This window comes from Nostoc sp. DedVER02 (assembly GCF_034530675.2).
In the GTDB taxonomy this organism is placed as follows: Bacteria; Cyanobacteriota; Cyanobacteriia; order Cyanobacteriales; family Nostocaceae; genus Nostoc.
Genome location: NZ_JAVRCP020000009.1, coordinates 140,055 through 164,899, shown reverse-complemented (window position 1 = coordinate 164,899; position 24,845 = coordinate 140,055). Strand labels below are relative to the sequence as shown.

Below are 24,845 nucleotides of genomic sequence, written 5' to 3'. Positions count from 1 at the left end.
TCGTTCAATTTGCCCTTTCATTTCCTTGCAGAAGTTTTAAGACATGATGCACTCTAGTAGATCGCCAATTAACTGAATTACTCTACACAATCGACAACTCAAATACTTATCTATAACTTAAAGCCAGCAGCGGGATTTGAACTCGCGACCTTCCGATTACAAGTCGGATGCACTACCACTGTGCTATGCTGGCAAGTTTGGTTATCGCTTTTAAATGGCAACCACAATTTATTATTGTACCATAATCAATTTATTTGTCTAGCAGCGATCGCTAAAATTATTTCCTTGTGACTACATTGGGCTAGGAAATCCGAAAGTTTGGCAAAAGCTAACTCAAATCCTGGGTTGGACGCAAAAATATTTGTATGGTTCTAAAACTGTATTTTCTTGCCACAGCTAAATAAAGGGACAGAAATATATAATTATTTTTTACAGATTACAAGCATGGCAGCATTGCTCGGACGAGATTTACTAAGTCTAGCGGACATCAGTCCTACGGAAATTCAAGAACTCCTGCAATTGGCAACTCAACTTAAATCACAACAGTTGAAGTTGCAGTGTAATAAAGTTTTGGGGTTGTTGTTCTCCAAAGCTTCTACTCGCACGCGCGTAAGTTTTACTGTGGCGATGTACCAATTGGGTGGACAAGTAATCGATCTTAACCCTAATGTCACTCAAGTTAGTCGCGGGGAACCTTTACAGGATACGGCGCGGGTGTTAGATCGATATCTGGATATTTTGGCAATTCGCACTTTTGCACAGCAAGATTTGGAAACTTTTGCTCACTATGCCAAGATTCCGGTGATTAATGCGCTTACTGATGCAGAACATCCTTGTCAGGTATTAGCGGATTTATTGACGGTTCAAGAAAGCTTTGACACTCTTGCTGGGTTAACTTTAACCTACGTGGGTGATGGGAATAATATGGCTAATTCTCTGATGTTGGGCTGTGCTTTAGTGGGAATGAATGTCAGAATTGCCACCCCTAGCGGATATGAGCCAGATTCTAAGATTGTAGAACAAGCAAGAGCGATCGCTAATAACAAAACGGAAGTCCTAGTTACTCACGATCCAGAATTAGCCGCCAAGAGTTCTACTGTACTTTATACTGATGTTTGGGCAAGTATGGGGCAAGAAGCAGAAGCAGACAACCGGATGCCAATTTTCCAGCCTTATCAAATTTCGGAGCAGCTATTGAGCCTTGCTGACCCAGAGGCAATTGTTTTACACTGCTTACCAGCCCATCGTGGTGAAGAAATTACTGAAGCTGTTATTGAAGGTTCTCAATCACGAGTTTGGGAACAGGCGGAAAATCGCCTCCACGCGCAAAAAGCTTTACTTGCAAGTATCTTAGGGGCAAAGTAAGGGAATAGGGCACAGGGGACAGGGTATAGTTTTCTTCCTTATAACCTGTAAGCTCTAACCTGTAACCTGTAATATTCTTATTTGTCAAAAGGCAAAAGAGAAGAAAATAATTTTACTTTTGCCTTTCATATTTTTATTTTCTCTTGTTATGGGGAGTTTTTTGTAGTACTAATGTTCTAGAGACATTAATAATTACTTCCCACAAAATTTATGGAACGTCTAACGGAAGCTCAACAAGAACTTTACGAATGGTTAGCAGAATACATCCGATCGCACCAGCATTCACCTTCAATTAGGCAAATGATGCAAGCGATGAACTTGAAGTCACCAGCGCCAATTCAAAGCCGCTTGGAACATTTACGCACTAAAGGATATATAGAATGGACTGAAGGACAAGCGCGAACAATTCGGATTTTACGTCCTGTGAAACAAGGTGTACCAATTTTAGGGACAATCGCTGCTGGTGGTTTAATAGAACCGTTTACTGATGCTGTAGATCATTTAGACTTTTCTAATTTCGATTTACCTCCCCAAACCTACGCTTTGCGGGTAGCTGGCGATAGCATGATTGAAGATTTAATTACTGATGGCGATGTGGTATTTCTGCGTCCAGTAGCAGAACCAAATCATTTAAAAAATGGTACTATCGTTGCCGCCAGAGTCGATGGATTTGGTACAACATTAAAACGTTTTTATCGCCAAGGCGATCGCGTTACCCTCAAACCAGCAAATCCTAAGTACAATCCCATTGAAGTCATGGCTCAACAAGTACAGGTACAAGGTTCTCTCATTGGTGTTTGGCGTGGTTACAACTGAGTAATCGGGACTGGGAACTGGGAAAGATAAATACTAATGCCCAATGCCCAATTATTAGGGTTCATGACCACCTTTGTGTTTAACTTATGTACCTGACGAAAAATTCAGTGCAACAACTGCCCACTTTCCGCTTGAAATTACCATTTACAAGGGAAAGTAAGGGCAGTTATCACACGCAACCATTACCAGGATGCCCAAGAATGCCTGTGTCTCTGCAATTGCGACAATATCAGCGCCAAGCGATCGCTAGCTGGTTTACCAACAATGGCAGAGGGACGCTGAAAATGGCTACTGGTAGTGGTAAAACTATTACTGCACTAGCGATCGCTTGTGAATTATATCAACAGATTAATTTACAAATTCTGGTGGTGGTTTGTCCCTACCGCCATCTCGTTACTCAATGGGCGCGAGAGTGTGAAAAATTTAATTTGCAACCCATTTTAGCTTTTGAGAATTTACGCACTTGGCAAAGTCAACTTTCTACGCAAATTTATAATCTGCGTTCTGGTTCTCAACGGTTTGTCACTGTAATTACTACGAACTCCACATTAATTGGAGATGGGTTTCAGTCTCAACTCAAATATTTTCCTGCCAAAACTCTAATTATTGGAGATGAAGCCCATAATTTAGGCGCACCCAAGTTAGAAGAAAGTTTACCGCGCAGCGTTGGATTGAGACTGGCTTTATCTGCCACACCGGAGAGGTATTTTGATGATTTTGGGACGCAATCTTTATTTGATTATTTTGGCCCAGTTCTGCAACCGGAGTTTACTTTGAGGGATGCGATCGCTCAAGGTGCTTTGGTGCATTATTTATATTATCCGGTGCTGGTGGAGTTAACTGAAGCAGAGAGTATTGCTTATTTAAAGCTAACTAAAAGAATTGGGCGATCGCTACTTTATCGGGATAAAGAAAATGGCGGAAATTTTGAAGACAATGAAGATTTAAAACCGTTGTTGATGCAAAGGGCAAGATTAATTGGTGCGGCGGAAAATAAATTAAATGCTTTACGGGATTTAATGGCAACTCGCCGCGAAACTAGTCACACTCTTTTTTATTGCAGTGATGGTTCACAAGATACAGGACAACGTTCATCTCTACGCCAACTCAAAGCTGTTGCTAAAATTCTGGGTGTAGATTTAGGTTACAAGGTAAGCACCTATACCGCCCAAACAACTTTACAAGAACGAGAAATCTTACGGCATCAATTTGAAAGTGGAGAGTTGCAAGGTTTAGTCGCAATTCGTTGTTTAGATGAAGGTGTCGATATTCCAGCAATTCAAACTGCGGTAATTTTATCAAGTTCTGGTAATCCTCGCCAATTCATTCAGCGACGGGGGCGAGTTTTACGTCCTCATCCTGGTAAAGAACGCGCGACAATATTTGACATGATTGTTTTGCCACCAGATTTAGATAGAGAAACTATAGAAGTTGAACGTAATTTGTTGAAAAAAGAATTACGGCGCTTTGTGGAGTTTGCTGATTTGGCTGATAACGCAGGTGTTGCAAGAATGAAGTTACTTGATTTACAAAAACGATATGGTTTATTAGATATTTGATGATGAACCAAAGAATAGTTGCATTTTTTTATAAAATTTTTCGAGTTTTGAAAAAAGAATCATTAAGTATGAAATAATAAAAGTATGGATTAAATTATAATGGGATGTAAGTTGCTTTAAAAATTTTACTTACATCCCATTATGATCTAGATTACTTAAAATATATAATAACCGAAAACCATTAAAGAATAAAGTATTTTTTCAAAGAAAATTAGGATTTTAAAGATAACGCTAATAGTGAGTTTACGGAGGCTATTCTAGCACTAGAGAAAGTTAAAATGTAGAAAAACAAAAACTATATTTTAAAATCCGATATGTCACAAGAGGCGAATATCGATGATGTTCAAGAGCCAATCACTAGCGCACCGCCAGAAGTTCGGCGAATTATTGAGCGGGTATGGAAGTTGGAAAAAGGCAGGTTAGATAAGAAGATTAACAGCCATATAAATGATAATATTTTGGACATTATTAAGGAGGAGGTGCGATGAAGCTGACTTCAATCAAGCTCTGCAACTTTCGCTCCTTTTATGGTACGACACCAGAGATGATCATCGCTGGGGGAGATGCTCAGAACACGACAATTATTCATGGCAATAATGGCTCTGGTAAAACTAGCTTGCTGAATGCCTTTACGTGGGTATTGTATGATAAATTTAGTGCAGCGTTCGCATCGATAGAGCAGTTAGTGAATAAGCGTGCGATCGCAGAAGCTCAAAAAGGTCAAGTTGTAGAATGTTGGGTAGAGATTGGCTGGGAACATGAAGGTAAACGCTATCGAGTGAAACGCGCCTGTCGGGGTTACAAAAACGAAGGTGATTTTGACGCTGGCAAAACTCAATTAACGATGTGGGTTGGTGCAGATGATGGCAAATGGAATATACCAACTCAGCAACCAGACGATATAATTAATCAAATTTTACCGGCTACTTTACATCAATATTTTTTCTTTGATGGCGAACGAATTGAAGAAATAGTCCGTTCTGATAAAAAAGCTGAAATTGCCGAAGCTACAAAAATCTTCTTGGGTGTGGAAGTAATCAACCGTTCCATCAGACATTTAGGAGATGCTAAAAAAACTTTAGAAAATGAATTGAAAGCAATTGGTGATTCTGAAACTAAACAGTTATTACGACAGCAAGAAAAGATAGAACGAGAACGTGAACGCATTACAAAACGGCAAACTGAAATTAAAGAAGAGTTAGAATATCAACAAACTTTTAAAAAAGAGACAAGTAACCGTTTGCGAGAATTGAGTGCTGCTAAGGAATTGCAAGAAAGATGGCAGGATTTAGAATCGCAGAAGACGGCGAATCAAGAAGAATATAAAAAAACTAAGGAAGCGCTAAAAAAAGTTATTTCGGCGCGAGGTTATACAGTTTTACTCTCAGAAACTACATCACAGTTCCGAGAGATTATCAATGATTTAAAGCAGCGAGGCGAGTTAACATCAGGAATTTCGCGGGAATTTGTGAATGATTTACTCAATTCTCAACGCTGCATTTGTGGTGCAGAGTTACACGAGGGTAATCATTCTCATACTCATGTGAGTACTTGGTTAAATAAAGCAGGTTCCTCGGCGGTGGAAGAAACTGCAATTCGGATGCTAGCACAAGTAGATGAAATTGATAAGCAAGCAATAGGATTTTGGGAAGAAGTTGATAGAGAACAAGCCAGAATTAATCAGTTAAGGCAAAGCATATCTCAAATTGAAGGCGATTTAGACAATATTCAAGAACGGTTGCGAAAAGATGCTAATGAAGAAATTAGCAGTTTACAAAAACGTTTAGATGAAATTGAAAGTAAAATTGATGAATTAAATCGAGAACAGGGTGCAAATCAGCAGCAAATTGCTCAACTCACAACTGAAATTGAAGCTTTAAACAAACAAATCGCCAAGCAAAAGCTGAATGAAGATAAGCAAACCTTAGCACAGCGACGAATTAACGCCACTCAAGATGCAATCGAACGGCTAACGGAAGTTAGAAATCGTCAAGAACAACAATTTCGTCTGCAACTAGAAAAGCGAGTACAAGAGATATTCACGGAGATTTCTGTAACTCCATACATTCCTAAAATTAGCGATAAATATGAACTGACATTAGTAGAAAATACTACAGGTGTGGAAGCGCCAGTTGCAGCTTCTACCGGGGAGAATCAAATTCTCAGTTTATCTTTTATAGCCAGCATCATTGACAAAGTGCGGGAATGGAGTGAAAAGCGGAAAATGATGATGATTCCCGATAGTAGTACTTTCCCAATTGTGATGGATTCACCGTTTGGAAGTTTGGATGAAAATTCGCGGCGACACATTGCGAAGACAATTCCCCAATTAGCCAATCAGTTGATAGTTTTAGTTACTAAGACTCAGTGGCGGGGTGAAGTGGAAGCAGAAATGACACAGAGAATTGGTAGAGAATATGTGCTTACGTATTATTCATCTAAGCCAGATTGCGAACAAGATTATATTGAGTTGGGTGGGGAAAGATATCCTTTGGTGAAACAAAGTCCGAACGAGTTTGAGTATACGGAAATTATCGCAGTTGAACGAGACGGGTAATTACTCATGCAGAGGCGCGGAGGTTTTTTTAGTTACAGTTGAGAAAAGGAATGAGGTGATGGTGGCGAATCCAGACAGAAATTATATGTCTCCACAGGAATATCTGAAATGGGAAGAAGGACAAGAAATTAAATACGAATATATTGATGGTGAAGTTTTCGCCATGACTGGAGGTACTATTCCTCACAATAGCATTGCTTTAAATTTGGCTTCAGTATTAAAAAGCCACTGTCGAGGAGGTTTATATCGTGTCAATATGGCAGGTGCAAAAGTAGGTGTATCTGAAAATGGGCCTTTTCATTATCCCGATGTTGTGGTGAGTTGCGATGAACGGGATAAACAAGCTATTCAATTTCTCCAATATCCTTGTTTAATTGTTGAAATTCTGTCCCCAAGTACGGAAGCTTACGATAGAGGTACAAAATTTACGCGGTATCGTCGCATTCAGACTTTGCAAGAATACGTCGTTATCGATGCTGAAAAAATTGGTTTAGATTGCTTCCGGTTAAATGATAAAGGATTTTGGGAATTACATCCTTATGAGGAAGGGGATGAGGTTCATTTAACTAGTGTTGATTTTCACTTTCCGATTTCTTTGATTTATGAGGATGTTCAGTTTGTAGGAAAAACGAACCGCCAAGACGCAGAGGACGCGGAGAGAAGAGGGTTAAATTGAGATTATTCTTAAGTAATTAGAAAATATATGAGTATTAAAACTGAAGCAACTATTGAAGATTTGTACCACTTACCTGATAATTGTAAGGCAGAGATTGTCAATGGAAAATTGATGCTGATGTCTCCAACTGGATTTTTACCAGGACGTGCAGGTGGTGAAATTTATGCAAGTTTACGGGATTATGAACGTCTGACAAAAAGCGGCTATGCTTTACCTGATAATGTCGGTTTTATTGTCAATCTCCCTCATCGTCGTTCTTTAAGTCCTGATGCCGCATTTTATACTGGCAAACCTACAGGTGGGAAGTTTCTTAATGGTGCGCCTGTGTTTGCTGCTGAGGTGAGAAGTGAAAATGATTATGGTGAGACAGCAGAGAAAGATATGGCTAGCAAACGCCGTGATTATTTTGCGGCTGGTACTTTGGTAGTTTGGGATGTGGATGTACTCAAAGAGGAAGTTATCAGAGTATATCGTGCTGGTAATCCTGAAGAACCCCAAATTTATCGCCGTGGTGAGGTGGTGGAAGCTGAACCCGCAGTGCCAGGATGGACTATGTTAGTGGATAATTTGTTTATTTAGTGTTTGTTTAGCGATCGCCCGCATACTAGTATAAAATAATGCGGCAAGAAGTGCGATCACTTTTGACTTTCGGTTAAGATGGCAACACGGTAAATATTAAAACAATGCCTGCAAACAGAATCAAGATTGCTAAAGATAAGGCTGAGTTGGTGAAATCTCTAGTCGCATCAAAAGACACAACTGGGCCTTTTCAAACTTATGTAGAAGTTATGGTGTTTGCAGCAGCTTTGGGAGTAAAGCAAAAAAAACGAGTTCCTTTAGAAGGAATTGCTAAAGATTTATCTCCATTACGACAAGATTATTTTGCCAGTAGCTTTATTCTGTTAATTAATTTGTTGTCAATCACTGAAACTAAAGACATCAGAATTATAGGTGATGATGATCTAGCTGACGAGCAGCGCATCCATATTTTTGAAGAGTATGCTAATGGTGGACTAGAAATTTTACAAAATAAATTGCATGGAGCAGTAGACTATTCAGAGAGACTTCTATTGGTTCTTAGCTCGGAAAGATTTAAGGAGGAACAACATGAAGAAGAATTTGATTTAAGCAAATTTTTAGCTTAAATTATCATGCCTAAAATATTTTTTGATTTTTTCCATTCCAGGGCATGTCTAAATATGAGTACATGAAGAGAGTAAACGTTTAAAACTAAATGAACTATCCAATAGTAAAAGTTACACTCCCTTCATCTCAAATTTTATAACTTTTACCAACCAAGTTGAATCTTTGCTACATGAACAGCCGTTTTTACGGCACTTCCACTAGCAGTGATTTTGTAAGGTTTTGCTGGATCTTTGGGATTTGGATCTTTTCTAACTACATTATTCTCCCATAGCTGATTTTCTCTTGACCAATCTAGTTTAACCAGTTTTAAAAGCATTACCTCATCAAAACAATTGTTCTCATCGTCATAAGTAAAGTAGAGCAATCTACCTAAAATTTCCAGCCCAACACTCACACCCAGTAAGCAGTCTTCCTTAAATGCAGTAATTTCCTCAACTGTCAATTTTTCAACAGGACGATCAAAAATATACTTAGTATCAGAGCATTTTGAGAAAAACTGATTCAAACACTCAATTAATACCTCGGCTAATGCATCAGAATCACGATTTAAAAGCTCATCATTTGGATTATTTGCAAAAGCACAGCTTACAGTCTTAGCTATGTAGTTGCTAGTATAAATGAATTTAGTACCAGAACCAGGAGATGCCTTAACCAACTGCGTTTTACCTCGAAACATAGGTACTTGCTCAACTAATTTTTGGGTAATTCCGTCACGCCCCAAAGCACCAAATGAGACTAACAAAGATTTAGGTAAAGGAGCGCTTTGAGCCATATCCCGAAAATCTGTTTGGCACTGACGAAAATCACCTTCTAAAACTAGGGTAATTGGAAAAGAGTCTTTACTAATTAAGTCTCGGTCATTGCCTATACTCATTATTAATTCTTGGATGGCGCGAGTACGATGTTGTCCATCCGTGATGTCTAGAAAAACTGATAGTGGAATCCTGACATAGCATACACCCAAGCCCAAGCGTTTGATCTCAATAATGGTAGGGTTTTGAGGATTGTCTGCCAAATTTGCAGTTAATGTCCCCAAAATCCACTTTTTACCAGCCGTAGCACGATCAATGACGTACTGTTTGATTTCTTCAGCGTGTCCTTTAATAACTGGACGATTCTTACCTGAGTGTGGATCGTTATTTGCTGCATCCGAAGGTTTAGCTTTCAGGAGTGTGGGCAAAAGACTAGCAGGAACATTGATTTGCAACATAGTTCGCCCTCCCTGCTTGAACTCCAGTGCAGGATACCACTTAGAGTCATCGTAGTGTTCATACATGTAAGGCTTGACAATATGTTTAAATAGTTCTTCCTCTGGAACAGGTTGAGGTGTAGTGGTATTGATGGTGTTGATATCAAAGTTTGTCATATAGAAGTTCCTTGCGAAAAAAGAGACAGAAATATTTGCAGCAGAAAAATTTCCCACAGATCAAAAAGTTTAGGGGCGAGTAGTCAGAATGCGCCCTGGTTCTTGTAATTAGCTAATACTGGTTTGCTTGAATATTTGACGCAACTCCTCTAAGCGCACCCATTGAGCATCTTTTTTTATTTCTATGTATTCCCATCCCCCAACGGAACTACCATTAACTTCTGTCGCTAATGGGCTAGGTAGATCGAATTCTTGCCCCTGAAAAATAATCGTGCCTCTACCTGAAATTTCCATGCTATTTATATAGCTCCGACACAACTCTTTAGCGCGATCGCGTTTGAGCCTGACTCTGATAGGCATACCCTGCTTGGTGATCCCAGCATCGTATAACTGAGTGAGAGTAATGCGAGTGTTATTTCCTTCCGATTCATGAGCTTGATACTCAGGTTTCAGTACTAGTGATAACTGTTTTGCAGATTCTTTAGGTTTGCTGGAATACCTTTGAAAAGATGTTTGTCTGATGCTAGACATTTTAGTCATTTGCCAGTGCAGTAGCTGTGTACGGAGCGCAGAAGGCATTTGCGATAGATCCTCTTCAGTCAGATTAATATTCATGATTTTTCTTTCCGTAAATAAGCTCACTCTATATAGCAACTAAAGAAACATTGTAATCCATATTCATAAGTTTTGTATCTATAAAAGAAAGTTTTGTGGATAAATTAGGTATTTTTTGGTATGTTATATTTAACAAACAAAATTAGCACTTTTAATCAGCTAGCTTGTCAAAATTAACTTACATAAAACTTCTGATTAGGAAACATCCCAATATCTCAACTTCACGGCAAAGCTAAAAAGTATAATTATGGACATTCCATTTGAGTACGTATTCCCTGCAATAAGAGGAATACAAGCAGGGCGGGAATATTACGTATCTATGTGTCCCTTGCGACTCATCCCCAAGCTCTTCTCTTTTGATGATGAAGAGATTCCGCCAGAAATGAGAGCGCAACGAACACTGAACAAATCCCGTGTACCGGAAATTGCCAAATACATTTTGCACAATCCCACGGGCTATATTTTTTCAGCTATCACGGCATCAATCAACGCCAAGATCACTTTTGAATCTATTGGTTTAGAGGCGGAATCGCAAAAAATTGGGCGATTAAGAGTTCCAATGGATGCTCCGTTTATCATCAATGATGGACAACATCGAAGGGCTGCTTTTGAACTAGCTCTAAAAGAGAATCCTGAACTGGGGTATGAGACAATAGCAGTTGTCTTCTTCCTGGATATCGGTTTAGAGCGTTCTCAGCAGATGTTTACTGACTTAAATCGCTATGCAGCACATCCCGATCCATCCTTAAATATTCTTTACGATCACCGTGATAAAAAAGCTATACTAGCTCGATCTGTAGTCAAGCAAGTAAAAGTTTTTCGTACACTTACACATACTGAGCGCAGCACTTTACCTACCCGTTCTGGTAAGTTATTCACTCTCAGCAGCATTTATAATGCTACACTTGCTCTTCTGGCTAACTATAAAAATGCTGAACTAGAACAACAAATTGAACTAGCAATACGTTATTGGGAGGCTGTTAGTACCTATATTCCAGATTGGGAACAGGTTTTAGGGCGCAAAGTTAGTGCGGGCGAAATGCGCCAAGATTATGTCCACAGCCATGCGATCGCATTAGCAGGATTAGGCGGAGCAGGAGCCACACTGATTTCAATTTATCCAGACAATTGGCAAGAGCATCTTCAAGGACTACAAACTATTGACTGGCTACGCTCGAACCCTGATTGGGAAGGGCGCATTATGCACAGTGGACGTATTTCCAAAGCTCGAACTTGCGTTAGTTTTATGACTGCATACATTAAAAAACGTCTTGAATTACCTCTAACAGTTGAAGAAGAGCGTTTAGAAACTACCCGTATGCGCCAAGATAAAAAAGATGACGATAAATCTAAAGATAAATAATAAACCTCAATGCGTAATTTGTGGTGAGGTGATCGTACTTCATCCTCATTACAGAAAAGAACACAAAACCTGCCGCCGTTCTGACTGCATGAAAGCATATAGAAACAAACATACTTCTGAACTGGACATTAGCAGAAGAGCAGCACAAAGAGCGGGCAATAAACAAAATGATGTAGAAATGATTTCTTGTAGTGTGTGCGGAGAACATTTTGAAATTATTCAACACACACATTTAAGAAAGCATGGACTAACTTTAGCCCAATATAAACAGGAGTATCCTTTTGCGCCTTTGATGACTGACAAAATGAAAAAATTGCGAGGTAGAGGCTCAATAGTTCAATCTCGTTATTTAAATTATGCAGGCAAGCAACCTGATAATTATCTATTTGAATTTTTAACAGGAGCGCTCTTAGGCGATGGGAGCATTGAAAAGCAACAACGCAGAATCAACGCTCGATATGCGGAAGGAGGTAACAATGAACTGTATCTTAAGTGGAAGCATGATTTACTTGAGCAATACTTTCCTTGTTCGTGGAAAGAAAAAATGTCATCTCCACACACTAAAACTGGCAAAAGGTATCATGGATGGTGGATCAAAACAAATGTACATCTTTTACTAACTGAGTGGCATGGCCAATGGTACACAGAAAACAGGAAGATTCTACCACAAAGCTTAATAGACAACTATCTCACTGAATTTGCGCTTGCAGTTTGGTTTTGTGATGACGGGCATTCTAGTCCACACTTTCCTCGCTCATACCTATATACTATGGCATTTTTACCAGAAGAAGTTAGATTTTTATCTGAGTTGCTTCACTCTAGATTTGGACTATTTAATAGTATACTTAATAATAAAAATAAACAGCCTTTTCTTATCTTGTCAGGTAATGCAAGTCAGCAAATTAGAGAAATTATTAGGTCTTTTTCAATACCGGGAATGGATTATAAAAGCCAGCAATTATCCGCAAGAAAAAGATAGATTACCAAATAGAATAACTAAAGATTAATTTAAAAAACATTATAGGAGTTAATATGACAGAAAAGCAGTTGTCTATCTTCCCACCACGCACTGTTCAAGACTTAGTAGAAGATATAGAAAAAATAACTAGAGAAATACAAGATTTATACTGTCTTGATGCAATACCTTGGATTATAGGGGTATCTTGGGGAAAAGATTCAAGTACAGTATTACAAATAATTTGGAATGCTATTGCTGGGCTTCCAGCAGAAAAACGAACCAAAATAATCCATGTAATTACAACAGATACTCAGGTAGAAAATCCAATAGTCTCTGCTTGGGTTCGCAAATCTTTAGAACAGCTGAAGGTTGCTGCCAAAGAAAAAGAAATACCAATAGAACCTAATCTGCTAAAACCAGAAGTTAAAGACACTTTCTGGGTAAACCTTATAGGTAAAGGCTATCCAGCCCCACGCAATCAATTTCGTTGGTGTACTTCGCGTTTAAAAATTAACCCTGCTAACGAATTCATTCGTAAGATGGTGCGAGCCAATGGTGAAACAATTCTTGTTTTAGGTACTCGCAAAGCAGAGAGTACAAAACGTGCCACCACTATGGAAAAGCATCAAGTAGGTAGAGTACGCGATCGTCTCAGCCCCAATGCCAGTTTACCCAACTCTCTGATTTACACTCCCATCGAAGACTGGAGCAACAATGATGTATGGATATATCTAAATCAATGGGAAAATCCTTGGGGACAAAGCAATAAAGAATTATTCAATATGTACCGAGGTGCGACAGCAGATAATGAATGCCCCCTAGTTGTTGATACATCTACACCTAGCTGTGGAGATTCGCGCTTCGGATGTTGGGTTTGTACAATGGTTAGTAAAGATAAGTCGATGGAGGCAATGATCCAAAATGACGAAGAAAAAGAATGGATGCAGCCTCTGTTAGATATTCGCAATGAATTAGATGTTGAAGATGATCGTGATAGAAGAGATTTCCGTCGGATCTGGGGTGAGGTTCAACTTTTTGAACGTAACGTAGATGGTAAAATTGAAGTTGACAATATTCCTGGCCCATATACTAAAGAATGGCGAGAACATTGGCTTAAACGTGTTCTTTCAGCACAAACTGAAATCCGTAAAAAAAGTCCAAAACAAGTAGACGAGATTACCCTTATAAACTCTCTAGAACTTAACGAAATTCGTAGGATTTGGCTAGAAGAAAAGCACGAATTTGATGACAGCCTACCCCGAATTTATAAGGAAGTTACAGGAGAAAGCTTTGACTATGACGATACTTATTATGGTACTGTCAATAGTTTGCTAGGAAGCGATGAATGGGAGGTACTTGAAAAAGTATGTAATGGCGATCCAATGCACCTAGAACTGATGGCGAAGTTATTAGGTACAGAACGTCAGTTTTACACAATGGCCCGTCGCAAGGGCATTTATGATGCTTTAAAGAAATGCTTTGAAAGTAGTTCCCGTTCGGAAAAAGAGGCGATGGATAATGCCCACTACAAACGGGACTTGAAAAAGGCTGCCCAAGAAGGTGACGTTGCTACTGTTAAAGAAGTAATTAGCAACCCCAACTACAAAAATAATTCAAAAAAAACTGTAGCAAAAAATGAGCTTTCTAATTCTAAACAACTTACTTGGGCTAGCTTAAAGTTGTCAGTTGATAATAATATCGACTCTGATGAATAGGAGCTATTAAGAAAAGTTCCTATTTATAATTAGTTAAATTGTTTGGTTCCGCACTGTGATATTTATCGAACTAGTTCTACAAAATTTTGGCCCATACCTTGGGAGGCAAGTCATTAACTTAGTTCCTAAAAATGATCTTAATGATTGCCCTATTATTCTATTGGGTGGTATGAATGGAGGTGGTAAAACTACCCTTTTAGATGCTATTCGTCTTGCTCTTTATGGACACAGAGCGCAATGTTCTACCCGTGGTAATTTAAGCTATAGTGAATTTCTCAATCAGTCTATTAATCATCATACTAAGCCACAAGAAATTACAACAATAGAACTTGCTTTTGAGCATATAATTGATAATGAAACTCAAGTGTTCAGAGTTATACGCACATGGACAAAGAATCAGCGTAATGGTAAAGACAATTTAGGTATTTTGGTAGATGATTGGCCAGATGTTTCCTTAGTTAAAATCTGGGATGAGTATATAGAAAATCTTATTCCTTTAGGAATTTCTAACTTATTTTTGTTTGATGGTGAACAGGTAAAAGAATTAGCAGAAAATGAAATAACTCCACCTGTTGTAATAAATGCAATTCAATCACTCTTAGGTTTAGAATTGGCAGAAAGATTATCAATAGATTTAGAAATTCTAGTTCATCGCCAACGCAAAGATATAGCTGGCGCTAAAGAGTTAGTTACGTTAGAACAAATTGAAAAACAGCTTGATTACCTGAGAAAAGATTATACATTAGCTAAACAAGAACTAGCCGCTTTACAGAATAATTTAGATTACAGCCGTAAACAGCACTACTTAGCGCAAGAAAAATTTCTCTCAGAAGGAGGTAAAATTGCAGCAGAAAGTAGTCAGTTAAAACAACAAAGCGATGATTCCAGTGCTGCATTAGAACAAGCACGCCAAAAAATTATAGAATTGGCATCTGATATTTTACCTCTGGGTTTAATTTTACCCCTATTAATCCAAGCTCAATCACAAGTAGAAAAAGAATATCGCACCTCACAAGCAAAAAGTGCATTAAATGTATTAATAGAGCGAGATAAACGTCTTTTGAATTGCATAAATCAGTTAAATTTGCTAACTGAACAAATTGACAAAATTAAATCTTTTTTGGCATCTGAAAATCAGTATCTTCAACAAGAAATTTGCTCTGAGAAAGACTTATGGTTGACAGACGATACTGAAATACTCAAACAGCTAGATAATCTCCTTCAGCAGGATCTGCCTAGTCAAATAAAACAAGCTCAAGAACAATTAGTTAATATCAGCAATCAAGAAGAAGAAATTCTAGCTATAGAAAAACAACTAGCCACAGCAGCATCTCCAGAAGAGTATGAAAAGTTAGCTAATGCAGTAAGAACATCACAAGTTTTACTGATTGAAAGTCAAACTACATACGATGTAGGTCAACGCCGAATAGAAGAGTTAGCGGCTGCAATTGAAAAGAAGAAAAAAGATTTACAAGAATATAGTAAACAAAACATAGATAGCAAAAATTACGAACATATCATATACGCTTCTGCAAAAGTTCAAGATACACTCAAGCTTTTTCGTGAGCAATTAGCCATCAAAAAGCTAGGTCAACTTGAAGATGAAATAACTAAACACTTCCGTTTCCTTCTGCATAAATCTGATTTAGTGCATCGGATCACTATTGACATAAGTACATTTAGCCTTTCCCTTTATGAATTCAATGGTCAACCCGTCCCTAAACATCGTTTATCAGCAGGTGAAAAACAACTACTTGCGATCGCCTTCCTCTGGGGTTTAGCTAAAGTCTCTGGACTCCGCTTACCAGTAGCTATAGATACACCATTAGGTAGACTCGACTCCTCCCATCGCCAAAACTTAGTGGATAAATATTTCCCCGCCGCCAGTCATCAAGTAATTCTGCTATCTACCGACACCGAGATTGGAAAGAAAGAAGTAGAAACACTGCGAGAGAAAGAAGCGATCGCCCGCGAATACCTGCTCAAATACGACTCCTCCACCCGTCAAACAACAGTGGTAGAAAATCAATATTTTTGGTAGGAGATATCGTCTAAAAAAGATATTTACAATATATATCACGACCTTTGGAAAGTAGATAAGCAATTATGAACTCGCCCCATGTATTAAAAATAGAGAATGACCTACGTGTTCTGTCATTAGAAGAATTAGAATGGTTATTAGAACTAATAGCAAAACAAGTGCAAGAAAAAAAGCAAATAGTAAATAAATTCACTGATGTTAAATATATGAATGAACAACTAGTTGCAATGGCTATTGATTTAGATATACAAACAGAACTCACCTCTATCAATAATGAATTTAAGGTTACAGAAATGGATGGTTTGGAAAAATTGTGAGCATCGAGAGAGGACAAATTTATTTTGTCAATCTTAATCCAGTGCTGGGTTGAGAACAAGCAGGAACAAGACCAGTTTTAGTTTTATCTATAGATGCTATAAATCAATCACCTTTGGTTGTGACTGTAATTGTCGGTACGAAAGGAACAAATATTAAGCGTGATTATCCAACTAATATACGAGTTTCGCCAGGTGACAGTGGATTGCTGATAGAAACAGTATTTTTATGTTTTCAAATTCGTTCTTTAGATCCAAATCGCTTTCCTGCTGATCCATCTGGCAAAATTTCTGACTCCAAGATGCTTGAAGTTGAAACTGCGGTTCGCTACTGTTTGGGTTTATGAGCAAAAACTCCTTCAATTTTTAGAAAGATTATGGAATCCCCAATCGAAAGAATTAAACTTTCTCAAACAGCCAAAGACCAACTTACCAAACTCAGACGCAGTACCAAAATCGACCAATGGAATATCTTATGCCGTTGGGCGTTTTGTCGTTCCCTCGCAGAAGCAACCACACCCTCTCCCGTCCCAATTCCCCAAGATAGCAATGTAGAAATGACTTGGCGCGTGTTTGGCGGCGAAATGTCTGATATACTCCTCCTCGCCCTCAAGCAACGCTGTCACAATGACGGCTATCCCACCGATAAAGAAACCTTAGCCACCCAATTTCGCTTACATTTGCATCGCGGTATTGGCTACTTAGCAGGCGATCCAAATATCAAGAAAATTGAAGATTTAATTGAACTGGCTGTTAAACCTTGAAAGAATATTAGCTGCTAACTGTCTTAATTACGAATTACGAATTACGAATTACGAATTAGTATTATGCCTGAAGCGCTAGAAATTGAGCGTCATAGAGCTGCGATCGCTCGCACTGACATATCTCGCCCTGTAAAATTGGCTATAGAATGGGCAATCCTGAACCCAGACACCACTTTTTTTGACTACGGTTGTGGCTACGGTGGTGATGTTCAGCGAGTAAAAAACTTAGGTTACACCAGCGCAGGCTGGGACCCTTACTACTATCCTGATGTACCACGCACCCCCGCCGATGTGGTTAACCTGGGTTATGTCCTCAACGTCATTGAAGACTCAGAAGAACGCCGTCAAAGCCTGCTCCAAGCCTGGGAACTCACTGGGAAAGTTTTAATTGTCGCGGCTCAAATACTCATTAATGCTCCCAGCAAAACCCAACTTGCTTACAATGATGGCATTGTGACGCGCCGCAATACTTTTCAGAAATATTACGAACAAGAAGAACTAAAAACTTATATTGATGAAGTTTTAAATGTTGATGCAGTACCGATCGCACTAGGCGTTTACTTTGTTTTTCGAGATGAAGCTGAAAAAGAAAGCTACAAAGCTATCCGCTTTTTTTCTGCGACTTCTACACCGCGAGTCCGCATCCCCACAAAGCGGTTTGAAGATTATCAAGAACAGCTGCAACCACTCATGGCTTTTTTTACCAAGCGCGGTAGACTACCTGTGAAAGGCGAATTGGAAAATGAGCAAGAATTACTAAGCGAATTTGGTAACTTCCGGCGCGCCTTTGGTGTAATTTTACAAGCTACTGATGAGGCTGAATGGGATGCGATCGCTTACCGTCGTTCTCTAGATATCCAAGTTTATCTTGCCCTCACCCACTTTGATAAACGTCCTGCATGGCAAAAGTTAGCGCCAGAAATGCGTCACGATATCAAAGCCTTTTTCAGTAGCTACGAGGAAGCGTGCCTTGTAGCCGACCAAAAGCTTTTCAGCTTGGGTAAAGCTGGGGTAATTAAAACTGCGTGTGAAAAAAGCAAAATAGGTAAACATACACGCGGTGCTATTTACGTCCATGTTTCGGCATTAGCAGCACTCGATCCCTTGCTACGAATTTGTGAAGGTTGCGCTAGCCGCACCATTGGGCGTGTAGATGGAGCCACATTGATCAAATATCACACTGATAAGCCGCAAATATCTTATCTGTTTTACCCCAATTTCGATACCGATCCCCACCCAGCCTTAAAAGCTAGCATCTGTATTGACTTAAAAACCCTCTTCATCACTCACCGAGACTACGAAACTAGGGCAAATCCGCCGATTTTGCACCGAAAGGAAACATTTGTTACCAGCGACTACCCACGCTACGAAGAATTTGCTAAACTCACTCAACAAGAACAGGAATTAGGATTGCTCAACGACAAAAGCGACATCGGCACTTGTGAAGGTTGGGCAAAATGCCTTGCTACCCACGGGGTAGAAATCAGGGAGCATCAAGTTTATTCAATTAAGGAAAATTAAGGAATAATCACACTGTTAGATCATTGTTGATATGTATCTTAAATAAAGGAAATCCTAGCAGATTTGTGTGCTTATACGAAATTAGACAGCAGGTATGGCAAGATAACTGCAATTCAACTTAGATAACAAGGAATCTTCAATATTGTGCAAGTAAATAAATCGCTGCTACGAATTTTTGGCAGCCAGAAGATGGGAGCTTTGTTATTTCTTGGCTTTTCATCAGGGTTGCCGTTATATTTAACTAGTCAGACATTACAAGCCTGGTTGACCAAAGAAGGGATCAGCTTGGCAGCGATCGCCGCTTTTAGTTTAGTCAAGCTACCCTATTCTTTAAAATTTCTCTGGTCGCCTTTACTAGATAGATTTGTACCGCCTTTTTTGGGGCGGCGTAGAGGTTGGCTGGTAATTATACAAGTAGCATTACTGTTAAGTATAGCTGCGATGGCTTTACAAAATCCATCCCAAGGGCTACAACCCTTAATAATTGCTGCTGTAGCCGTTGCTTTTTTTAGCGCCAGCCAAGACATTTTAGTTGATGCTTACCGCACTGATGTAGTGGAAGTAGAAGAAAGAGGTGCTGGGGCATCTATTTACTTGTTGGGTTATCGCATTGCCATTCTAGTAACTGGTTATGTCACCCTATTTTTGGCAGATAGAATGCCTTGGCAAGCTGTTTACTTATTGATGGCGCTGTTGATGCTCGTAGGCTTGCTAAGTTCTATTTTTGCACCAGAACCAGTCCTGCGCGATCGCCCGCCTCAGACTTTATCCGCCGCCGTCAAATTACCCTTTATTGAATTTTTCCAGCGTCATGGCTGGCTACAAGGACTTTTAATTTTGGTATTTATTGTGATCTACAAGTTGGGAGATTCTTTACTGAAGAATGTATCCACCCCATTTTTGTTAGATAAAGGCTTACATTTTACTCAAACCGACATCGCGTTTCCTGGTGCTTTGGGAATTTTCGCCACTATTGTTGGCACCTTAACAGCAGGAGCAATAATGACTAAAATTGGTGTTAATCGCTCGCTCTGGATATTTGCTATACTTCAAGCTGTCGGTAATTTGGCTTTTTTTGCGCTAGCAGTAGTCGGCAAAAATTTCTATCTGATGTTAGCTGCCGTTAATATCGAACAATTCTGTGCTGGTCTAGAAACTGCTGCTTTTGTAGCATTTTTGATGAGTCTTTGTAACCAAAGCTTTTCAGCTACACAGTACGCCTTACTTTCCAGTTTACAAGCTTTTAGTAGAGATATTCTCACCGCTCCAGCAGGTACATGGGCACAAGCCACCGGTTGGTCTACATTCTTTCTACTGACAGCAATAGCAGCTTTGCCAGGATTACTATTATTGCCATTTTTTGCCCCTTGGAACCCCAAGCCAGTGGTAGTATTATCCAGACCAGGACTTGACGACGAAGAAGAGGATATATGGGGAATCAAGTAGTTATTGCTGTCGGCACATTTATTCTCTTACTGACTGGTTTATTACTTGGGTATGTTCTCTCGCAGTTAGTTCTGGGATATCTAGCATTTAATCTCCTAACTTTTTTCGGAACACTTAGCCTAATTTTAATTTTTGGTACACTTTATTACGTTTTATTTTGGCAGTTACGAAGAGATCAGTCTCGACCATCAACTATAAATCAAGGGATATCAAACCAGGTAGACGAAGGTGTATCTGATAGTTATCTCAAAAACAGGCTAATCGCTAAATTATCCGGTGACACTGCCGCAGCCGAACGGTTGATTGAACAGGCAAAGGAAACTTATCCTGGAATGCCAGAAAATTGGTATTGCGAAAGAGTGCTTGATGACTTGGAGCGCAGCTAATATGTGGGGGCAGGGGGCAGGGGGCAGGGGGCAGGGGGACAAGGGGAATAATTATATTCAATTCCCAATTCCCAATTCCCAATTCCCAATTCCCAATTCCCAATTCCCACATACAGAAAATTGCTAAAATGAAGAATAATTCACAAATCTTCAGCTAAGTTCTCATAAAAGTTCCTAGCTCCCTTTGCAATTAAAATATGGCTATTTTTCGTCAATACATCGCCCCACTGCTTGTAGTTTTGGTATTTGTCTTTGCTTTAGTGGCAGTCAGCGCCCGCATCTTCTTACCATCAGACATGGCAGCACCCGCACCAATTGAAGAGGTAGGAGTAAGTTCTCAAACTACTCCTGGTAATTTGCCACCAGCAGTACATACTAATTCGTAATTCGTAATTCGTAATTGGTATAAGTCACATAGTCAACTCAATAAACGCCAGAAGTGTCTGAGCAACTACTACCAGGGTATATTATCCGCAGTGGTTCCTTATTGGAGCGATCGCTGCTGCTTAAATTCATACAGCGAACTTACCAGGATCTCTTTCCCAATGAGGATTTTTCTCACCTAGAGCAAACTGTTAAGCAATACTTCTCCAGCGATACGCCCTTGTGGTGGGTAGAAGATGAGGGGGAGCAGGGGGACAAGGGGACAAGGGGACAAGGGGACAAGGAGAATAACTATACTCAATTCCCAATGCCCAATTCCCAATTGCCCATTGCTTGCCTCTGGGTGGGCAATGCTATAGATCAAGTGCAGGGTAATCGCCATGCTCACATCTTTATCCTCTATGTTGTGCCAGAATATCGGCGGCGAGGTATTGGTACAGCCTTAATGCAATATGTGGAAAATTGGGCCATTCAAAGAGGCGATCGCCAGATTGGATTACAAGTCTTTCAATCCAACAAACCTGCATTAAATCTTTACAATCAGTTAGGTTATCAAACCCAATCCCTGTGGATGGTAAAATTCCTGAGTGCAGAAAAATAAATAGAGGATAGCCGTAATATACTTTAGTGTTTGAGTATGTAGCGGTTCTCGTTTGGATAAAATTCAACGAGGGGAAAGGAAAGTGTATAATTACGCAACTTATAAAGTTTTAACTTATTGGCACGGGGGATTATGTGTTAATCCCTTTTCGGGATTGAAATGAAATTATGTATGACGAAGACGATCTAAGCCTACTCGATATTGAGGAGGAACTAGAAAGCCCCCTAGATAAAATAGAGCCGCTAACTGACGATTCAGTTGTGGTGAAGCCCGATCCAGAAGTGATGCTAGCCCTCCTGGAAAATCCCCAACCTCAACAAAGAATGTTAGCGGCGCGTGCTTTTTGTGATATAGAAGATGCGCGTGCTACTCCCCATTTAATTCGCCTGTTAACTGATATCTGCCCCTTAGTCAGGGTTAGCGCATCTTATGCCCTCGGACGCAATCCCAGTTCCGAAGCAGTGACTCCATTAATTACTCAACTAAACAGTGATTGGAATGGCTATGTGCGTAAAGGCGTTGTTTGGGCTTTAGGAAACTGTCGCGATCGCCGTTCTTTACCGCCCCTAGCAGATGCCTTAAGAACTGACATTTCCGCAGTGCGTTTGTGGGCTGCTAGCGCTTTAGCACAGATGGCAGAAGTGGGTTATGAAGCAGTTATCGGGGCAATACCACCATTGATTGAAGCCTTAGTCAAAGATCCCGTGGCAGCAGTGCGGAGTAATAGTGCTTGGGCAATTGGTCAACTGTGCCGCGAACTGCCTTCTAATGTAGTTTATGCCACAGCGATCGATGCTCTAATTCAAGCCTTTGCCGAAGATCAAGATTTGGGAGTCAGGGAAGATGCGAAAGCTTCACTGTTAGGAGTGGGCGATCCACGTGGCTTACAGCTGATTGAAACCCTAGAACAAGAAGGATGGTTTTGATTGGGAATTGGGAATTGGGAATTGGGAATTGGGCATTAATTGCTTGAATCTCAACTCCTCACTTTTGTACAGACGCGATTAATCGCGTCTCTGTCTAACCTTCAGCTACAGCTTTGACCAAATTTAAGTCATAAGGACGCTCAGTATCATCTTCACCTAGATATTCACCATTTTGAATTTCCAGAATAACTAGGGGGATATGTCCAGGATTTTCCACCTTATGTAAGGTTGCTGCGGGGACATAAGTTGATTCGTTTCGATTCAGCAATATTTCTGCATCGCCACAAGTTACCTTAGCTACACCAGAGACTACAACCCAATGTTCATTGCGGTGATAATGAATTTGTGGTTTAATTCCGTGCCTGGGCTTGATTTCAACACGGCTAATTCTATAAGTATCTCCCTCTTCGATCACCTCCACCTCACCCCAGTATCGTGTGCCTGAATGTGGAGGCAATTCGTTGATATTTGACTGAGTATTATTTTCATTGGGAGTCATAATCAATTTCTCAACCAGATAAGTATTAGTATTTTTCTGTAATTTACAGTAAATTTACCGTAAACGGGATAAACCTGGATAGGCAGATACAGCCACAACTGCCCTAACCTGACTCTAGGGAATTATCGTAAATAAAAGGGCAGGACTTACGCAAGAACCCTCTAAAACTCTTATTCCTTTGTGTCCTACCCTTCAGGAAGCCACTTCGTGTCTATGCGTCCTTTGCGGTTCGTTTTATCAAGATTTTGCGTAAGTCCTAAAGGGTTTAAGACCCCAACCTTTATAGGTAGACCCAGCTTCAGCCGGGGTTTAGATCCCCATCTGAAATTGTCTTTAATTTTGAATTTTGAATTGTTATTCATCCCCCTGTATACTGAATCCGATAAATCCGATTATTGGCTTCTTCTGTTACTAATAAACTGCCATCTGGCAACACGAGTAAACCTACAGGCCGTCCCCAAGTGGTTGGTACAGAAGGATTTAGTAAAAATCCTGTGAGAAAGTCTTCGTAGTAGCCAAGCGATCGCCCTTTAGCATCGAAGGGAACAAATACAATTTTATAACCAGTGCCGCGATCGCGATTCCAAGAACCACGAAAAGCAGCAAAAGCACCATTCCGGTATTTTTCTGGAAACGTTTTACCATCATAAAACTGCAAACCCAATGCTGCTGAATGCGCTTGGAACAGCACATCTGGGGTTTGGGTACGGGCTGCTAAATCGGGGCGTTTACTTTTGCCATCAGTTTTTTGACGCGGATCTAGGTTATTTGGTGTCAGATACGCATAAGGCCAGCCGTAAAATCCCCCCTGTTTAACCCGTGTCAGGTAATCTGGAACCAAGTCATCACCGATGCCATCGCGTTCGTTAATAGTGGCGTAAAGTTCCTTCGTTACAGGGTTAAAATCTAAACCAACTGGGTTACGCAAGCCTGAAGCGAAAGTTTGCTGCTGGGAACCATCTAAATTCATCACCTGTATCGAAGCGCGTGGTAGAGGTTCTTCATCTACATTGGTTCCCGATCCAACTGAGACATATAATTTATTGCGCTCGGGCGAGACAACGACATTGCGCGTCCAATGGTTGTTATAACCTTGGGAAGGCAAATCGGCGATTTTCTTCCCTTCACCCGTAATTTTGTTTTGGCCTTGGCTATAGGGAAAACGTACTACAGCATCTGTATTCCCCAGAAAAAAGGAATTATCTGCAAAAGCCATCCCAAAGGGTCTATTAAGTCCGTTGTCTCTACTAGCAAAGGTTTCTCGAACATCGGCTACACCGTCACCATTGCTGTCACGTAACAAACGAATGCGGTTTTGCCCGGTTTCAGTCACCAAGACATCACCACTGGGAGTTAAAGCTAGCCAGCGTGGTGCATCTAAACCTTCGGCAAAGACATTAACTCTAAAGCCTCGTGGTACACGCAGCACCGGATTTTGTGGGATGGGCACAACTTCAGGCCGCTTAGAAGCACTTTCAGTTGCGAAGGGTGCTGGTAAATTCTTGAGATTTATCCGAATAGGCGTAGGTGAAAGTGCTTCTGTGCGGACAATATTTTTTTGCTGTGTAGGATTCTGTGTTTGTTGGGTAGAAGATAGAGATATTTGTGGTGTGGGATTATCTGAGGAAGCGCGAGTCTGGTTACACGCTGCTGCCAAAGTCAGTAAAAAAACTGGTAGCAAGAAACGCGCAAAGACTTTCATGGCGATACTATGACACAATTTTCTTACTTTAGACTTGAGACTTGATAGTTGTCACCAGTCTAAAGTCCGATTTTTCTTACCTAGTCAACCTATAGGAATCCGGTTTGAATTTATGAAAACATACG

At 40.0% G+C, this 24,845-nt stretch carries 24 protein-coding genes, 1 tRNA gene and 1 pseudogene; 21 read left to right on the top strand and 5 right to left on the bottom strand.

Annotated elements, in window-relative coordinates:
• Positions 1–121: 121 nt before the first annotated feature.
• A tRNA-Thr gene (locus RMZ41_RS12560) sits at positions 122–193 on the bottom strand.
• A 251-nt stretch (positions 194–444) separates the two neighbouring features.
• Between RMZ41_RS12560 and argF the strand changes: the two genes are divergently transcribed.
• The 8 genes from argF to RMZ41_RS12520 all read left to right on the top strand — a co-directional run bounded on the left by argF (position 445) and on the right by RMZ41_RS12520 (position 8,118).
• Positions 445–1,365, top strand: a complete 921-nt coding sequence (argF, locus tag RMZ41_RS12555) for an ornithine carbamoyltransferase (protein ID WP_322642821.1) — start codon at positions 445–447, stop codon at positions 1,363–1,365.
• Positions 1,366–1,575: 210 nt separating this feature from the next.
• A complete protein-coding gene (lexA, locus tag RMZ41_RS12550; protein ID WP_104909820.1) occupies positions 1,576–2,181 on the top strand; it encodes a transcriptional repressor LexA in 606 nt (201 codons plus the stop codon).
• Positions 2,182–2,267: 86 nt separating this feature from the next.
• The gene (locus RMZ41_RS12545; RefSeq protein WP_322642820.1) at positions 2,268–3,740 is read left to right on the top strand and encodes a DNA phosphorothioation system restriction enzyme; all 1,473 of its coding nucleotides are present in this window, start codon (positions 2,268–2,270) and stop codon (positions 3,738–3,740) included.
• A 314-nt stretch (positions 3,741–4,054) separates the two neighbouring features.
• Positions 4,055–4,228 (top strand): hypothetical protein, encoded by a 174-nt coding sequence (locus tag RMZ41_RS12540; RefSeq protein ID WP_167407660.1) that lies wholly within the window; start codon positions 4,055–4,057, stop codon positions 4,226–4,228.
• Positions 4,225–6,297, top strand: coding sequence for an AAA family ATPase (locus RMZ41_RS12535; protein WP_322642819.1), 2,073 nt, complete (start codon positions 4,225–4,227; stop codon positions 6,295–6,297). Before RMZ41_RS12540 ends, RMZ41_RS12535 begins: the two co-directional genes overlap by 4 nt.
• Positions 6,298–6,355: 58 nt before the next feature.
• Complete coding sequence (locus RMZ41_RS12530; RefSeq protein ID WP_322642818.1) at positions 6,356–6,973, top strand: Uma2 family endonuclease; 618 nt, start codon at positions 6,356–6,358, stop codon at positions 6,971–6,973.
• A gap of 27 nt (positions 6,974–7,000) precedes the next feature.
• Complete coding sequence (locus RMZ41_RS12525; protein ID WP_322642817.1) at positions 7,001–7,552, top strand: Uma2 family endonuclease; 552 nt, start codon at positions 7,001–7,003, stop codon at positions 7,550–7,552.
• 104 nt (positions 7,553–7,656) lie between these two features.
• Complete coding sequence (locus tag RMZ41_RS12520; protein WP_322642816.1) at positions 7,657–8,118, top strand: DNA phosphorothioation-associated protein 4; 462 nt, start codon at positions 7,657–7,659, stop codon at positions 8,116–8,118.
• 143 nt (positions 8,119–8,261) lie between these two features.
• Here the strand turns inward: RMZ41_RS12520 and RMZ41_RS12515 are convergent, their stop codons facing one another.
• Together RMZ41_RS12515 and RMZ41_RS12510 are read right to left on the bottom strand one after the other, a co-directional pair.
• A complete protein-coding gene (locus RMZ41_RS12515; RefSeq protein WP_322642815.1) occupies positions 8,262–9,485 on the bottom strand; it encodes a DNA sulfur modification protein DndB in 1,224 nt (407 codons plus the stop codon).
• A gap of 108 nt (positions 9,486–9,593) precedes the next feature.
• Positions 9,594–10,100: a hypothetical protein gene (locus tag RMZ41_RS12510; RefSeq protein WP_322642814.1), complete on the bottom strand. Its 507-nt coding sequence runs from the start codon at positions 10,098–10,100 to the stop codon at positions 9,594–9,596.
• 247 nt (positions 10,101–10,347) lie between these two features.
• Here RMZ41_RS12510 and dndB point away from each other — a divergent pair, with 247 nt between their 5' ends.
• From dndB to RMZ41_RS12445, 13 genes and pseudogenes are all read left to right on the top strand, one after another.
• Positions 10,348–11,463: a DNA sulfur modification protein DndB gene (gene dndB, locus RMZ41_RS12505; protein WP_322642813.1), complete on the top strand. Its 1,116-nt coding sequence runs from the start codon at positions 10,348–10,350 to the stop codon at positions 11,461–11,463.
• Complete coding sequence (locus RMZ41_RS12500) at positions 11,438–12,442, top strand: hypothetical protein (RefSeq protein WP_322642812.1); 1,005 nt, start codon at positions 11,438–11,440, stop codon at positions 12,440–12,442. Before dndB ends, RMZ41_RS12500 begins: the two co-directional genes overlap by 26 nt.
• 53 nt (positions 12,443–12,495) lie before the next feature.
• Positions 12,496–14,136: a DNA phosphorothioation system sulfurtransferase DndC gene (dndC, locus tag RMZ41_RS12495; RefSeq protein WP_322642811.1), complete on the top strand. Its 1,641-nt coding sequence runs from the start codon at positions 12,496–12,498 to the stop codon at positions 14,134–14,136.
• A 55-nt stretch (positions 14,137–14,191) separates the two neighbouring features.
• The gene (dndD, locus tag RMZ41_RS12490) at positions 14,192–16,177 is read left to right on the top strand and encodes a DNA sulfur modification protein DndD (RefSeq protein WP_322642810.1); all 1,986 of its coding nucleotides are present in this window, start codon (positions 14,192–14,194) and stop codon (positions 16,175–16,177) included.
• Between the two features lie 65 nt (positions 16,178–16,242).
• Positions 16,243–16,494, top strand: a complete 252-nt coding sequence (locus tag RMZ41_RS12485) for a hypothetical protein (protein WP_322642809.1) — start codon at positions 16,243–16,245, stop codon at positions 16,492–16,494.
• 65 nt (positions 16,495–16,559) lie between these two features.
• A pseudogene (locus RMZ41_RS12480) lies at positions 16,560–16,838 on the top strand (type II toxin-antitoxin system PemK/MazF family toxin); the annotation flags it as partial.
• 30 nt (positions 16,839–16,868) lie between these two features.
• Entirely contained in the window at positions 16,869–17,255 is a 387-nt protein-coding gene (gene dndE / locus RMZ41_RS12475; RefSeq protein WP_322642808.1) for a DNA sulfur modification protein DndE, read from the top strand.
• A 63-nt stretch (positions 17,256–17,318) separates the two neighbouring features.
• Positions 17,319–18,776: a DNA phosphorothioation-associated putative methyltransferase gene (locus RMZ41_RS12470; RefSeq protein ID WP_322642807.1), complete on the top strand. Its 1,458-nt coding sequence runs from the start codon at positions 17,319–17,321 to the stop codon at positions 18,774–18,776.
• A 144-nt stretch (positions 18,777–18,920) separates the two neighbouring features.
• The gene (locus RMZ41_RS12465) at positions 18,921–20,222 is read left to right on the top strand and encodes an AmpG family muropeptide MFS transporter (protein ID WP_322642806.1); all 1,302 of its coding nucleotides are present in this window, start codon (positions 18,921–18,923) and stop codon (positions 20,220–20,222) included.
• Positions 20,207–20,608, top strand: coding sequence for an ABC transporter permease (locus tag RMZ41_RS12460; RefSeq protein ID WP_322642805.1), 402 nt, complete (start codon positions 20,207–20,209; stop codon positions 20,606–20,608). The genes RMZ41_RS12465 and RMZ41_RS12460 overlap by 16 nt, the downstream gene beginning before the upstream one ends.
• A 197-nt stretch (positions 20,609–20,805) precedes the next feature.
• Positions 20,806–20,994 (top strand): hypothetical protein, encoded by a 189-nt coding sequence (locus RMZ41_RS12455; RefSeq protein WP_322642804.1) that lies wholly within the window; start codon positions 20,806–20,808, stop codon positions 20,992–20,994.
• 53 nt (positions 20,995–21,047) lie between these two features.
• Positions 21,048–21,593, top strand: a complete 546-nt coding sequence (locus RMZ41_RS12450) for a GNAT family N-acetyltransferase (RefSeq protein ID WP_322642803.1) — start codon at positions 21,048–21,050, stop codon at positions 21,591–21,593.
• A 167-nt stretch (positions 21,594–21,760) separates the two neighbouring features.
• Positions 21,761–22,519: a HEAT repeat domain-containing protein gene (locus RMZ41_RS12445; RefSeq protein ID WP_322642802.1), complete on the top strand. Its 759-nt coding sequence runs from the start codon at positions 21,761–21,763 to the stop codon at positions 22,517–22,519.
• Between the two features lie 94 nt (positions 22,520–22,613).
• Here the strand turns inward: RMZ41_RS12445 and RMZ41_RS12440 are convergent, their stop codons facing one another.
• A complete protein-coding gene (locus tag RMZ41_RS12440; RefSeq protein ID WP_094345013.1) occupies positions 22,614–23,018 on the bottom strand; it encodes a phosphomannose isomerase type II C-terminal cupin domain in 405 nt (134 codons plus the stop codon).
• A 358-nt stretch (positions 23,019–23,376) separates the two neighbouring features.
• Entirely contained in the window at positions 23,377–24,720 is a 1,344-nt protein-coding gene (locus tag RMZ41_RS12435; RefSeq protein WP_322642801.1) for a sorbosone dehydrogenase family protein, read from the bottom strand.
• Between the last annotated feature and the right edge of the window lie 125 nt (positions 24,721–24,845).

Excerpts from the sequence above, each read along its gene's own strand:
- RMZ41_RS12520 (WP_322642816.1), top strand. The coding sequence starts at position 7,657 with ATGCCTGCAAACAGAATCAAGATTGCTAAAGATAAGGCTGAGTTGGTG.
- RMZ41_RS12455 (WP_322642804.1), top strand. The coding sequence starts at position 20,806 with ATGGCTATTTTTCGTCAATACATCGCCCCACTGCTTGTAGTTTTGGTA.
- RMZ41_RS12445 (WP_322642802.1), top strand. The coding sequence starts at position 21,761 with ATGTATGACGAAGACGATCTAAGCCTACTCGATATTGAGGAGGAACTA.
- RMZ41_RS12545 (WP_322642820.1), top strand. The coding sequence starts at position 2,268 with ATGTACCTGACGAAAAATTCAGTGCAACAACTGCCCACTTTCCGCTTG.
- RMZ41_RS12525 (WP_322642817.1), top strand. The coding sequence starts at position 7,001 with ATGAGTATTAAAACTGAAGCAACTATTGAAGATTTGTACCACTTACCT.
- RMZ41_RS12530 (WP_322642818.1), top strand. The coding sequence starts at position 6,356 with ATGGTGGCGAATCCAGACAGAAATTATATGTCTCCACAGGAATATCTG.
- RMZ41_RS12470 (WP_322642807.1), top strand. The coding sequence starts at position 17,319 with ATGCCTGAAGCGCTAGAAATTGAGCGTCATAGAGCTGCGATCGCTCGC.
- RMZ41_RS12510 (WP_322642814.1), bottom strand. The coding sequence starts at position 10,100 with ATGAATATTAATCTGACTGAAGAGGATCTATCGCAAATGCCTTCTGCG.
- dndE (WP_322642808.1), top strand. The coding sequence starts at position 16,869 with ATGGAATCCCCAATCGAAAGAATTAAACTTTCTCAAACAGCCAAAGAC.
- RMZ41_RS12440 (WP_094345013.1), bottom strand. The coding sequence starts at position 23,018 with ATGACTCCCAATGAAAATAATACTCAGTCAAATATCAACGAATTGCCT.
- RMZ41_RS12435 (WP_322642801.1), bottom strand. The coding sequence starts at position 24,720 with ATGAAAGTCTTTGCGCGTTTCTTGCTACCAGTTTTTTTACTGACTTTG.
- RMZ41_RS12485 (WP_322642809.1), top strand. The coding sequence starts at position 16,243 with ATGAACTCGCCCCATGTATTAAAAATAGAGAATGACCTACGTGTTCTG.
- RMZ41_RS12535 (WP_322642819.1), top strand. The coding sequence starts at position 4,225 with ATGAAGCTGACTTCAATCAAGCTCTGCAACTTTCGCTCCTTTTATGGT.
- argF (WP_322642821.1), top strand. The coding sequence starts at position 445 with ATGGCAGCATTGCTCGGACGAGATTTACTAAGTCTAGCGGACATCAGT.
- RMZ41_RS12500 (WP_322642812.1), top strand. The coding sequence starts at position 11,438 with ATGACGATAAATCTAAAGATAAATAATAAACCTCAATGCGTAATTTGT.
- RMZ41_RS12460 (WP_322642805.1), top strand. The coding sequence starts at position 20,207 with ATGGGGAATCAAGTAGTTATTGCTGTCGGCACATTTATTCTCTTACTG.
- dndC (WP_322642811.1), top strand. The coding sequence starts at position 12,496 with ATGACAGAAAAGCAGTTGTCTATCTTCCCACCACGCACTGTTCAAGAC.
- RMZ41_RS12540 (WP_167407660.1), top strand. The coding sequence starts at position 4,055 with ATGTCACAAGAGGCGAATATCGATGATGTTCAAGAGCCAATCACTAGC.
- RMZ41_RS12515 (WP_322642815.1), bottom strand. The coding sequence starts at position 9,485 with ATGACAAACTTTGATATCAACACCATCAATACCACTACACCTCAACCT.
- lexA (WP_104909820.1), top strand. The coding sequence starts at position 1,576 with ATGGAACGTCTAACGGAAGCTCAACAAGAACTTTACGAATGGTTAGCA.
- dndB (WP_322642813.1), top strand. The coding sequence starts at position 10,348 with ATGGACATTCCATTTGAGTACGTATTCCCTGCAATAAGAGGAATACAA.